Origin of the sequence: Alicyclobacillus fodiniaquatilis (genome assembly GCF_042678105.1) — a bacterium.
GTDB classification, from domain to species: Bacteria; Bacillota; Bacilli; order Alicyclobacillales; family Alicyclobacillaceae; genus Alicyclobacillus; species Alicyclobacillus fodiniaquatilis.
The window spans coordinates 29,577-41,380 of record NZ_JBHUCX010000085.1; the positions used below are offsets into that span (position 1 = coordinate 29,577).

The window sequence follows — 11,804 nt, forward strand, 5'->3', positions numbered from 1 at the left end:
CTAAAAATATGCGTAAATTGCCAAGCGTGATCGAGGAAATATAGCTTTGTAGATCATGGAGTAAAAAAGAATGCCCCACCGAGAGGTGAGACATTCCGATTCACTGCAATTGTGACTTATTTTTTAAACAAATCACCAAACAAATCGCCCAATGTAGCGCCGGTTCCAGAAGAGGTATCTACCTGACGCTCCGGTTGACGACGTGGTTCGCGGCGGCGTGGTTGCTGCTCGCGTGCGCCACCACCATTGTCTTCTTTCATCGACAATGAGATCCGTTTGCGCTCTGGTTCGACACTCAATACTCTGACTTTCACTTCTTGACCTGGTTCTAGAACATCAGATGCCTGCGCCACATGTTCATTGGAAATTTGCGAAACGTGCACAAGCCCTTCAAGGCCGGGACGCAATTCGACAAATGCGCCGAAATCAACAACGCGTTTGACAACGCCATCAACCACATCGCCAGGGTGGAACTCTGTCGCAAATTCCTCCCATGGTTCCGGTTGTGCGGACTTGATGGAGAGCGAGATCTTCCCTGCGTCTGGATCTACACGAAGGACGCGGACTTTAACGTGATCTCCTTCTTTGACAACGTCTGATGGATGCTCAACATGGGTGTGGGACAGTTCTGAAATATGTACGAGTCCATCTGCGCCACCGACATCTACAAACGCGCCAAAGTCGGTCAAACGTTGAACAACGCCTTCGATGACTTCTCCAGGTTGCAGTTTCTCCATCAGTTCTTGTACGCGCGATTCTTGCTCTTCCTCCAAGACTGCGCGGCGCGATAAAATCAGTTTGTTCTTTTCCGGGTCAAGTTCGACCACTTTTACTTTCAATGTCTGTCCTTTAAACTCTTTCAGGTCTTCGACAAAACGCCTGTCTACCAATGATGCCGGAATAAATGCCCGCACGCCGACGTCGGCGACCAGTCCACCTTTGACAACATCGCGCACTTGAATTTCAAAAGCCGCTTGGCTTTCAAATTGCGCCTGCATGCGTGCCCATGCCTCTGATTGCTCCGCACGGCGCTTGGACAATGCCACTTGACCTGATTCCATGTCCACCTTCGTGACCACAGCGGTTACACTGTCGCCAACTTTCAGTACTTGGGATGCATCGGTGCCAGGTATGGCTGACAGTTCTTGAGCGGAGATGACCCCCTCAAAACCATGTGATAATGCGACTGTAACTCCACTATCATCAACGGATGTAACCTCACCCGTTACGACATCTCCTTCGTGAACCGCGCCATCAGTCAACATTTCGCGTAAATCCTCAGACATAAAGATTGGCCTCCTGTTCCAGTTCAATGAAATTGTATGATGGTCAACGCACGACAAAAGTCGGCGCTAATTCGTTTTCGGTGATAGCCGACGCAAGCGATAAATCAGCCAAGCCACAGCTATAATTAGAATGCCTAAAATCGACAACCACAATCCATCTACTTGCGGCCAGAGCCGATGAGCACACCCAACACCGAATACCATAGTTATGACGCCAACAAGTGCCAAAGTCAAATGCGTGGCCTGCCGCTTTTGGGCATGATTGGCGTTATTTACAGCTTGCAAACGCCCTAGAACGGCAACATACAAAAATATACCTAATAACACTGTAACATAAAGCGCAACACCTTGGACAATCGGGAGAAAATACGTCATACTTTCTCCTTATTTTGCTGCAAGAGGAAAATCATCTGCTGTCGTAGTTCTTCCATCAACTGCTGATTCGGAAATGCAGCGACATCTAACGGTTTGCCGAAGCGAACGAGCATTGGTTTAAACCGACGATAAGAACCAACAATGGCCGTTGGCACAATTTTGCCCCCACCTTTGCGCGCGATATGCGCGATGCCAGGCATAAATTCACCGAGTTCACCTGTTTTCGATCTATGCCCTTCCGGAAACATGACCAGACACCCACCCTTCTGAACAACCTCTATAGCAGTGCGAATGGCGTGTTTGTCCACTTTGCCGCGGTGAATGGGAAAGGCGCCTAACTCTTTAAAAATGTTTCCCAATACAGGGGTGCTAAACAACTCAGCCTTGCCCATAAAGCGGATATATCTCGGCACCACGACCCCCAATAGAGGTGGATCAAAATTGCTGATGTGATTTGAAGCGACAATAATGCCGCCTTCAGTAGGCACATGTTCTACCCCTTCAACCTGAACACGGTAAAAGAGCCGAAAGAATGCTGGCACGACCACACCAGCTAGGCGATAGAGAAATGTCGTGGGTCTGGCGGTTTGATTATCCGACATGGGCATCCTCCACCAATGATAAGATTTCATCTACAACTCGCTCAGCGGATTTCCCCGTAGAATCTATTTGAATGGCGTCACCAGCCGCTTTTAGTGGTGCAATTTCGCGTGAACTGTCCCGCGCATCCCGTTCCGCAACCGCTTGAATAATTTCTTCCAGGGGAACATCATGACCATTTTTACAAAATTCTCGTTGGCGTCTTCTTGCGCGTTCTTCTACATCAGCTGTCAAAAAAATCTTAATGGTTGCATCTGGTAAAACAACCGTCCCAATGTCTCTCCCATCCATCACCACCGATTGCGTCTTGGCAAAGGTGCGCTGCCACGTCGTCAGGCGCGAACGAACTTCATGATGCGCCGCAACCGTGGAAACATGGGCACTCACTTTTGGATCACGCAATTGAACACTGACATCTACATCGTCCACCAACGCTTTGAATCCATCATCACTCATTTGAAATGTGACATCGTGCTGATTGAGCATTTGTATGATGGCCTGTGAATTTGTCGCATCCACACTGTGTGCAATACACAAATAGGCAACGGTACGATACATTGCCCCTGTATCGACATACAAAAAGTTTAAACGCTTGGCAACCATCCTGGCTACTGTGCTCTTACCAGCACCAGCTGGACCATCGATGGCAATGCTGACTGGATACATGAATGGCGACTCCTTCGAAAAGTATTGTCCAACAACACACGAAAAAGGCAGGCTATGACACCCGCCCTCTTAAAAGATTGTAGGTCCTTACCGCGTCATATGCCACTTCGTCAATGGTTGTTGAACATGCTCGTTCTGCCTGTTTGGCTCCCATCCTACCACAGTCATTTATCTGTCAGCAATATTTCTTCAAAACCAGCGTGAACATCAAAGTACGCCCTGTATTAGAACATTTGAATAAGCGTAATCCATAAAAACGCCTGTCTATCCATTGCCAGATGTTTGCGTGGCAGATTGGATAAACAGGCGCATTTCATTTTCAACACTGTGACACGGTCTGCAGCAATCAAATAAACTCAGCGCTGGACAAAGCAGCTGTCGGCGCTGCGCCGCTTAATTCCACCGTTTGCCCCGGAGCCGGAAGCAATAGATTCGCATTATCCGTGTCCACCGAAATGTAGATGGATTTACCGGTGTGATCGACAAAATGGATCTTCTGTCCGTCATGCACCGTAATCCGCATCTGGTTGGTTGTAAACTCACCGAGCGACTGGTTGTCTAGAAAAACTTCTACACCAGTCGCATTCTGCGTTGAACTGGCTGTCAATATCACGACAGCAGTATCTTTTTTGACCGCTGCCGGCACAGCCGTCGCAGGTTGAGCGACGAAACGGCCTTCCACATGATCCATGGCGGCTCGCACCTGCGGCACCAAACTGATGGCTTGGACACACAAGAGCACGGTGAGCACACCAAATGCCATTGGTATGAACCAATCGTCAAACAGGGCTAAGAAGCGGTTTTTCCCACCTGTTTTGGACGACATGGACATCCCTCCATGCCCTTATGCTATGCATCTAGTTGATTTAAATATGTCGCACCAGCCATCATGTTTCAAAGGACAGTCTAAGGAAGCAAAAATTCCTTAAGTGAGCTGGTCCACTTTAACCTCTGATCCGTCCACGGCGCTCAATAAAATGCAGAAGGTGTCATGGTGTAATGTGCCGTAGAAAGCGGCAGCCGGGACATATTTGGAATTTTCATCTTGCACGATAACAGGTTTCGACATCTTGACTTGAAAATCTGGATTTAATTTTTTTTGCAGTTGAGCGACGGTCAATTTTCTGGCTGGCACATTGCCAACTGGTTTCGTGTAAACCGGTGTCGCATTGAAGTCAGTAATTTGCCCGTTGTCCAGTGCGACATGCACCTGAATCGATTGACTGATGACAGGCGCCCCGTTCAATGTCGGCGAAAAGGTAAACAACGCGGTGTGATCATACTGTGCTGCATTGAGTTGTTGCACATTCGCAAATCCATGCTGTGCCAACCAACGTTTCGCATCCTTGCTGGCCGTTGCAAAATCATACTTACTCGCGTTTATGCTCCTATCGTTGTAAAGACTGAACAGTTTTCCACCATGTTGTGAAACTTCAGCAGAAATATGCGCGCCGCCATTGGCTCCATTGACTTGATAATGCGCGGTGGACTTGCCCTTATCCATGAGTTTTGCATGCCAATTCGCGTGGTTTTTCTGACCAACGACGGATGCAACTTGGTTGATGGCTTGTTGCGCCGTGATGGTTGGCAACTGCTGCATTTTTGGATTTGCCGCCGACGCCGGTGTTTGCCGTGTTGGCATCTTCAACGACGCAAAGGACGCCACATGTGTGTTCACGCGTTTCATGCCTTGAGCGGCCAAGGTTGTTGTTTTCGCGTTACTTGTCAGCCAGGCGTTTGTTTTCCCATCCAGTTGACCTTGCATGTCCGACAAATCGGAAACGATGGCCCCAGATGCCGTATAATAATTCTGAATCTGATTTTCCACCGGTCGATCCGACGGTTTTTCATCTGCTTTAATCCATTTGCGCACATTTGTATCGACTTCATGCAGATATGACTGCAAATTGCTGTCTGGTGTGAAATTCGAGGGCAGTCTCCCCAGGTCGGTCTGTGCTGCATAACACAGCCGCGAGACATCGCTCAAATGAGATTGAAAAGCCCCTGCGTCTGAAGACAGCATCGATTTCGCCAGCTCGGATCTCATGTCTCGAATATTGTTCACCATATTATGGAATGATGATGCGTAATTCGTTTCAGCCTGACGTGCATACGTTTCCTTCGCCGTCTTTTCTCCATATCCCCAGTAGCCAACTCCAGCCCCTACTGCGACAACAGCTAAAACAGCGGCCGAAATCCAGGTCGCGCGATGTAACAACAGAAACCCCTCCTTCAAACTGCTTACATGGTAAAAATATGATGCCCAATTGTCGTGATTTCTGGTCGAGACCACATCCACGCATCGTTCGTTTTCGCAGGATTGAAGTAAAATAACGCCCCATGTGTCGGATCCCACCCATCAACAGCCATGACCACAGCCCGTTTGGCTTCATCATTTGGCGTGAGATTGGCTTGCCCATCCGAAACGGCCGTAAATGCGCCTGGACTATATATGATGGACGGGACCGTATTGGGAAATTTACTGCTGTGTAACCGATTCAGTATGACAGCAGCGATTGCAACTTGTCCCTCGAGACTTTCCCCACGCGCTTCTCCATAGACCACATGGGCCATCAGATTCAAGTCACTCTGACTTAAGCCATCGAGTGATTCTGGCAGCGTGGCCGAAACAGCAGATGCTGCGACAGGCGGGTTTGCGGACGACTGATTAGCAGATGATGCATTGCTGGATGCATTGCTGGATGCTTGGCCGCTGCTGGAAGAAGACCCGCTTCCGCTCGACTGACCACTGTTTCCTGACGGCTGGTAGTGCCAATTCGGCGTCGCTTTTACCAGCTTCATTTTCGTGGCCATGTCCACGTAGCCCGTCACTTTCATTCCAAAATTGTATTGGAATGTCCGCACAGCCCAATAGGTTGTCCAACCAAATATGCCGTCAATTTTCCCCCAATAGTAGCCAAGCAGACGCAGACGATTTTGCAATTCATCGACGTCATAGCCCTGACTGCCATAAGTGAGGTCGCGTGCGGTAAACGCATCCGTGCGCGACGGATGAACGACTGGAATGGTCAACGACAATGTCGCAACAGCACATAATACGCGTAATGATAAAAGGAATTTTCGCACCGTACGAGAGCTCCCTTCAGTGGGTTTTTAGGTGACTCATTGTATAGCACGTAGTGTTTGAAACCGAAAAACAAATTATGCCTGCCGGACGAATCCAGCAGGCATCATTCACGTACATAAAGTTTTAAACAACTGTGTATTGCAGCTTAGACGACGATGAAAGTCATTTTAAGCCAAAGGCTCAATATCGAAATCGATCTCGTTATCGCACAGGCACCGTTTAAATCCGGTTTCGATCCGCCCTTTCGCATCCCGTATACCACGAAGGATGAATGTTTCACCGCACTTTTGGCAACGGATATGAACTTTAATGCGATTCGAAATCGAAACGATGGCATCATTTACGGTATGGGCAACCAACGTTTCAGAATGCATACAAAGCCCCCAATTCTAGAATTAGGCGTTACCTCGATACTATGCCTATGTCGTGCATGGCTCATCAATGGATCTGTTGATGGCGGAATACAATACACATGGCGACAATCCTGAAAATGAAATTTGCCGATTGTATTGTGCCATCCGCAATCACACAATGTAAATCGCCCTACAAAATATCATGAACCAAGAACAAGAAATCATACCCATCCGCGCCAACGAATGGCTTCTGCCATACGTTGAACACCCACTATATAGGCCGCTAAACGCATATTGACGTTATATCTTCCTGCCGCATTGTAGACGCGGTGGAAGCTGGTGCGCATCCTTGATGCCAGTCGAGCTTCAACTTCTTCACCATTCCAATAGTACCCTTGGTTATTTTGAACCCATTCGAAGTACGAGACAATCACGCCTCCGGAATTGCCAACCACATCGGGCACCAAAAGCACACCATTTTCCGTCAATATATCTGTAGCAGCGGTTGTCGTGGGCCCGTTCGCCGCTTCAATCACAATAGAGGCTTGGATTTTCTTTGCATTTTCTTGGGTGATCTGATTTTCGATGGCTGCCGGTATCAAAATGTCACATGGCATTTCGAGGAGTTCACGATTGCTGATGGTATTGCGATACAATCGCGTCACGGTGCCAAATGAATCGCGTCGTTCTAACAGTTCGTCGATATCTAATCCTTCTTCTCGATACAAAGCGCCATATGCGTCAGAGATGCCGACCACTTTCGCACCCGCATCGAACATAAATTTCGCAACAAAGCTACCGGCGTTGCCAAATCCCTGGACGATGACCTTTGCATCAGCAAGTGCGATGCCACGGACTTTTGCAGCTTCTTCAATACAAATCGCCACACCTCGGGCCGTCGCACTTTCACGACCGCGGCTACCGCCAAGCACCAAGGGTTTACCCGTAATAAAGCCTGGACTGTCAAACTCGCGAAGTTTGGAATATTCATCGACCATCCACGCCATGTTTTGCGAATTGCTAAATACATCTGGTGCAGGAATGTCCTTTGCCGGGCCGACTATCTGACTCACAGCCCGAACATAAGCACGACTTACGCGTTCGATCTCGGCAAAAGACATATCGCGTGGATCACACTGTATTCCACCTTTGCCTCCGCCATAAGGAAGATCTGCGATGCCGCATTTGATGGACATCCATATTGCAAGCGCTTCTATTTCTTCCTGCGTCACATCCGGGTGAAGTCGTATGCCGCCTTTTGTGGGCCCCACCGCATCGTTATGCTGCGCGCGATATCCTGTAAATACGCGAACCGAACCGTCATCCATTTTCACAGGAAAACGGACAGAGAGCGTCCGCAGCGGATTTTTTAGAATTTCATAAACCTGTTTGTCATATCCCAATGTCTCAAGCGCTTTTAGGATCACTGCCTGTGTGCTCTCAAGAACGTCTGTATTTTCTTTTTCAATCTCATTTGCAATCGAACTTCCTGACGTCACGACATCAAACCACCTTAGTCAAATGAGTGTGCATCACGCATGACAATTTGCCCGCGAGGACACAGCCAAGCGCTATGTAAGTGATGCAAGCTATGTCTACTGGTACACGCAAAACAGTACAATTGTTTGCCAAGATGAATACCCGGACACGCTCCTAGTATACACCCCAGCCTCGCATCTTAAAAGAAAAGGATGGATTCCAATCCAAATGAAAATGGCCTCGCAAGCGAGACCATTTCTAGATGGAATTCAAATTCAAGTTGGAAAGCGCGACACCAGCACAGTGATGGCATCGTTCTCCAATATGGCACTGCCATACTCCTCCAAAACCGCTTCCGTCGCACTGCTCGGCTCTCCGTACTCGGCAAGAACTGAAGCGATGGTCTGGAATGTTTCAACGACCAAAGGATCCGTAATCACCAGATGATAAGTATCATGATAACGGAATAGCGAGCTTTCTAAATCATATCCAACGAGTGTATGACAAACGGCGACTAAATCATCAAAATCAGTAAACGCATAGATTAACTGCGTGTCTATCGACTGCGCATAATTTTGATGACGTTGCACCAAGCTCTCGTCCTCATCATCGTCGTCTTCATCGTCATCCTGAGACACTCCAGGAATGCTGGGAATTCGCGTAACAATTACGACGACACCCTCGGTCGGCATGGTGAACGCCTCAACGGAAATGGGACCAGCAATCTCAAAACCAACTTCCATATACGCGGTCTCCATCATATCCCAGAACAAGTCTTGAACCTTTTTGCCGTTATGCCAAATTTCATCTCGGTCAATGCCGCGTTCCTCTAAATCGTCATAGCTGATAAAAATGCGGACTTTGTCTTTGGCAATTCGTTCAACTCGCATCGGGCGTTCCCTCCCTTTCGCACAACTGCGGTGATCGCCAATGAAGGAAAGTACTGTACTTACATTATAGCGTATTCGCTAATCGTGTCATGGCTTCCGCGTATATTTCTATACAGGTTAAATAATCCTCAATCGCCCAATTCTCATCCACCTGGTGAGCCAATTCTGGACGCCCGGGCATCAACGCGCCAAACGCCACAGCATTTGGAATCGCGCGCGCATACGTTGCCCCGCCAGTGGACTTCGGCTCTAAATCTTCGTCAAAATACGCTTGGTAAACATCCATTAAGGTGGAAACCAAGGGCGATGTCGGATCTATGTACAATGAAGGCAAATGCTCTGTCAAGGTTACACGCCATTTATCAGACAGATAAGACTGCGCATTTTGCAACAAATCGTCGACAGTCAACCGGATCGGAAAACGGACATTCACAAAGAAATGATAAGCGCCATTGCTCAAATCTGCCATCCCTAAATTTGCTGTCAGCGGACCAGTTTCATCGTCTTCAGAATCAATCCCCAACCCTTTGCCTGTTGTATCCCAGGCACCTATGGTTCGCCACATGGAGGAATTTGAGACGGTTCCACTGCCTAAAAGCTGCGCCAGTTGCGTGATGGCGTTGACTCCAGAATTCGGCCGTGACGCATGGGCAGACATTCCTTCAACTGTCACTGTCACCTGACAATCAGCTATCTCCACTGTCGCACGGATCTGAGCATCCTTGGCCAGCTTTCGTATGCGCAAGGCAAACTCACTGGCTGCAGTCGCTGAATGACAATCCACCGTTGCCGAAGCATGCGCAGGCACCATGTTTAACCGCTCCCCGCCTTGAAAGGAAACAATTTGAGCAGCCATGGATTCAGCATCCGCCTGAACGTCGATCCGAAGCGTGGCAAGCCCCTTTTCCGCAAAAATCAGGGGAAAAGACGCATCAGGTGTAAATCCAGCGATTGGTTTCGGTTCATGCTTAAAGTAGTAATCCATGCATTTCCAATCACTCTCTTCATCCAATCCAAAGATAAGCCGAATTTTTTTCTTTGGTTGGATACCAGTTGCCTTTAACGCAATCAGTGACCACAAAGTGCTCATCGCAGGCCCTTTGTCGTCAATTGCACCACGCGCGTATACCTTATCTTGATGAATCTCTGCATCGTACGGGGGATAGGTCCATCCATCTCCGGCCGGAACAACGTCGAGATGGCTTACAACGGCAATGTATTCCTCGCCTTCGCCATATTCAACATGTCCAGCATAACCATCCACATTTTTTGTGGTTAGACCATAGCTTGAAGCCAAGTCTAAAACATAGTCCAAAGCTCGTGATGGTCCTATCCCGAACGGTCCTCCATGAACCGGATGCCCCTTTACACTTTCGATGCGAAGCAACGCTTGAAGCGTCGAGATCATCACCGCACGATTCTGTTCAATGTATTCCTTAACCACGAGACCATTCCCTTAAGTTGAAATGCAATTAAGTGGACTTTCGCTCCACAATGTTATGTAAGAGTGTAACAGAATAGTTGTCAACAGGTTCATCGCGCAGTAATTTTGTCAACAAGCGCATCGACACTGCGCCAAAATCGTACATTGGCTGCGCAATGACGCTCATTTCGGGACGAACCATGTTGGCCAGGCGCGTGTTGTCAAATGCGATGACTTTTACATCCCCAGGCACAGTACGTCCCATATCCTGCACCGCATGTATCGTCGCCAACCCCAATTCATCTGACGCCGCGATCACGCTGTCCAGATTATGTTGCTCAAAATATGCCCTGATGATTGGCAATGCCACTTCATATCGGCCGCCACCGGTGCGAATGACATGGAGTGTCTTGTCTTTCATTCGACTGATGGCACCTTGAAGCCTTCTGTCGGCAACAACTGACTCGCCTTCATCCGTCGTCACAAAGCCGATATTTTTACACGACTTGTCTAACAAAAAGTTGATTGCATCTTTCCCTGCTCTGTAATTGTCAATGTTGACAGAGGGAATACGCCGCTCTGGATCTTCTGTTGAACAGAGAACGACGGGAATTTGAGCTTCTTCAAACGCATTGATCTGCTCTTGGCTCAGGACATTGGTCATATACAAAATGCCATCGACCTGTTTTTCCCACATAGTTCCAACCAAACTCACTTCGCGCTCCACTTGTGAATCAGAGTTCACGAGAATGATGTGGTAATCGTACATGGTTGCAATATCTTCAATTCCGCGAACCATTTCTGCGACAAAAGCCGCCGAGACGTCCGGCACAATCACACCAATAGTCCGGGTGCGCTTGCTTGCCAAACCACGTGCAACAGCATTTGGCCTATATCCCAATCTTGCAATTGCGTCCTGTACACGCTTCTTGGTTTCATCCTTTACGACTGCGGTGCCATTGATGACGCGGGAAACCGTCGCCATGGATACTTTTGCTTCTCGCGCAACGTCGTATATTGTCACAGGCATCGCGCCCACCTCCAATTCAAGAACATGGACCCAGCACAAAATCATCATAAACAAATTGTTGGGCTTGCTCATATTATAATCAAAAAAGGACGGCAAAGCCGCCCTTTTTCATATTCGCGTATTTTATGGTGCGGGTGAAGGGACTCGAACCCCCACGGTTTCCCGCCAGAACCTAAATCTGGTGCGTCTGCCAATTCCGCCACACCCGCAAATATAAATCACGCGCCTGGCAACGTCCTACTTTCCCAGGAAGTCTCCCTCCAAGTATCCTCGGCGCTGGAGGTCTTCACGTCCGTGTTCGGTATGGGTACGGGTGTTTCCCCTCCGCTATGGCTACCAGACTCGGGTGTTCGCTCAAGCGGCTTCGCTTCGCCAAACCCAGGCTCCGCTGCAGATGCTTTCGCTCCCACCACTCGTCTTCGGTTCAGATTACGTATTCGTAACCCTTCACCTGACTAAGCGTCTTGCTTTTTGTACCGTAGCTTTCACTACAGTCTGCCCTTGCTTCTGACTATGGAACAACCTCTCTTACTGCTTCCTTACTGCGGGTGAAGCCCTCGACCGATTCGTATCTGTCCGCTCCACATATCACTACGCTTCCACGCCAGACCGAT

General features: G+C 48.6%; 12 protein-coding genes, 1 tRNA gene and 1 rRNA gene. All 14 read right to left on the reverse strand.

All coding sequences use genetic code 11. The annotated features are described in order from the left end of the window. Positions 1 to 116: 116 nt before the first annotated feature. Positions 117 to 1,286: a 30S ribosomal protein S1 gene (gene rpsA / locus ACFSB2_RS20865; RefSeq protein WP_377945042.1), complete on the reverse strand. Its 1,170-nt coding sequence runs from the start codon at positions 1,284 to 1,286 to the stop codon at positions 117 to 119. Positions 1,287 to 1,352: 66 nt separating this feature from the next. Then, on the reverse strand, positions 1,353 to 1,661 hold the full coding sequence (locus tag ACFSB2_RS20870; RefSeq protein ID WP_377945043.1) for a hypothetical protein: 309 nt from the start codon (positions 1,659 to 1,661) through the stop codon (positions 1,353 to 1,355). Continuing rightward, positions 1,658 to 2,263 (reverse strand): lysophospholipid acyltransferase family protein, encoded by a 606-nt coding sequence (locus ACFSB2_RS20875; RefSeq protein WP_377945044.1) that lies wholly within the window; start codon positions 2,261 to 2,263, stop codon positions 1,658 to 1,660. The genes ACFSB2_RS20870 and ACFSB2_RS20875 overlap by 4 nt, the downstream gene beginning before the upstream one ends. Then, positions 2,253 to 2,927 carry a (d)CMP kinase gene (gene cmk, locus ACFSB2_RS20880; protein ID WP_377945045.1) on the reverse strand — a complete coding sequence of 225 codons (675 nt, stop codon included), beginning with the start codon at positions 2,925 to 2,927 and terminating at the stop codon, positions 2,253 to 2,255. Before cmk ends, ACFSB2_RS20875 begins: the two co-directional genes overlap by 11 nt. Before the next feature lie 346 nt (positions 2,928 to 3,273). Next, positions 3,274 to 3,753, reverse strand: coding sequence for a hypothetical protein (locus ACFSB2_RS20885; protein WP_377945046.1), 480 nt, complete (start codon positions 3,751 to 3,753; stop codon positions 3,274 to 3,276). A gap of 99 nt (positions 3,754 to 3,852) precedes the next feature. After that, on the reverse strand, positions 3,853 to 5,145 hold the full coding sequence (locus ACFSB2_RS20890) for a PepSY1/2 domain-containing protein (protein WP_377945047.1): 1,293 nt from the start codon (positions 5,143 to 5,145) through the stop codon (positions 3,853 to 3,855). A 23-nt stretch (positions 5,146 to 5,168) separates the two neighbouring features. Beyond that, complete coding sequence (gene sleB, locus ACFSB2_RS20895; protein ID WP_377945048.1) at positions 5,169 to 6,014, reverse strand: spore cortex-lytic enzyme; 846 nt, start codon at positions 6,012 to 6,014, stop codon at positions 5,169 to 5,171. Positions 6,015 to 6,182: 168 nt separating this feature from the next. After that, positions 6,183 to 6,389 (reverse strand): hypothetical protein, encoded by a 207-nt coding sequence (locus ACFSB2_RS20900; protein ID WP_377945049.1) that lies wholly within the window; start codon positions 6,387 to 6,389, stop codon positions 6,183 to 6,185. Positions 6,390 to 6,589: 200 nt separating this feature from the next. Then, complete coding sequence (locus ACFSB2_RS20905; RefSeq protein WP_377945050.1) at positions 6,590 to 7,867, reverse strand: Glu/Leu/Phe/Val family dehydrogenase; 1,278 nt, start codon at positions 7,865 to 7,867, stop codon at positions 6,590 to 6,592. Between the two features lie 255 nt (positions 7,868 to 8,122). Further along, a complete protein-coding gene (locus tag ACFSB2_RS20910) occupies positions 8,123 to 8,737 on the reverse strand; it encodes an adaptor protein MecA (protein WP_377945051.1) in 615 nt (204 codons plus the stop codon). A gap of 64 nt (positions 8,738 to 8,801) precedes the next feature. Next, positions 8,802 to 10,181, reverse strand: coding sequence for a dipeptidase PepV (gene pepV, locus ACFSB2_RS20915; protein WP_377945052.1), 1,380 nt, complete (start codon positions 10,179 to 10,181; stop codon positions 8,802 to 8,804). A gap of 28 nt (positions 10,182 to 10,209) precedes the next feature. Continuing rightward, positions 10,210 to 11,190: a substrate-binding domain-containing protein gene (locus ACFSB2_RS20920; protein ID WP_377945053.1), complete on the reverse strand. Its 981-nt coding sequence runs from the start codon at positions 11,188 to 11,190 to the stop codon at positions 10,210 to 10,212. Positions 11,191 to 11,316: 126 nt separating this feature from the next. Next, positions 11,317 to 11,399: transfer RNA gene (locus ACFSB2_RS20925), tRNA-Leu, on the reverse strand. Positions 11,400 to 11,414: 15 nt separating this feature from the next. Then, positions 11,415 to 11,531: ribosomal RNA gene (gene rrf / locus ACFSB2_RS20930) — 5S ribosomal RNA — on the reverse strand. Positions 11,532 to 11,804: the final 273 nt, after the last annotated feature.

What these genes read in the sequence shown, in the direction of transcription:
- ACFSB2_RS20870 (WP_377945043.1), bottom strand. Translation starts at nt 1,661, where the DNA reads ATGACGTATTTTCTCCCGATTGTCCAAGGTGTTGCGCTTTATGTTACA.
- ACFSB2_RS20885 (WP_377945046.1), bottom strand. Translation starts at nt 3,753, where the DNA reads ATGTCGTCCAAAACAGGTGGGAAAAACCGCTTCTTAGCCCTGTTTGAC.
- ACFSB2_RS20920 (WP_377945053.1), bottom strand. Translation starts at nt 11,190, where the DNA reads ATGCCTGTGACAATATACGACGTTGCGCGAGAAGCAAAAGTATCCATG.
- ACFSB2_RS20910 (WP_377945051.1), bottom strand. Translation starts at nt 8,737, where the DNA reads ATGCGAGTTGAACGAATTGCCAAAGACAAAGTCCGCATTTTTATCAGC.
- cmk (WP_377945045.1), bottom strand. Translation starts at nt 2,927, where the DNA reads ATGTATCCAGTCAGCATTGCCATCGATGGTCCAGCTGGTGCTGGTAAG.
- ACFSB2_RS20875 (WP_377945044.1), bottom strand. Translation starts at nt 2,263, where the DNA reads ATGTCGGATAATCAAACCGCCAGACCCACGACATTTCTCTATCGCCTA.
- rpsA (WP_377945042.1), bottom strand. Translation starts at nt 1,286, where the DNA reads ATGTCTGAGGATTTACGCGAAATGTTGACTGATGGCGCGGTTCACGAA.
- ACFSB2_RS20900 (WP_377945049.1), bottom strand. Translation starts at nt 6,389, where the DNA reads ATGCATTCTGAAACGTTGGTTGCCCATACCGTAAATGATGCCATCGTT.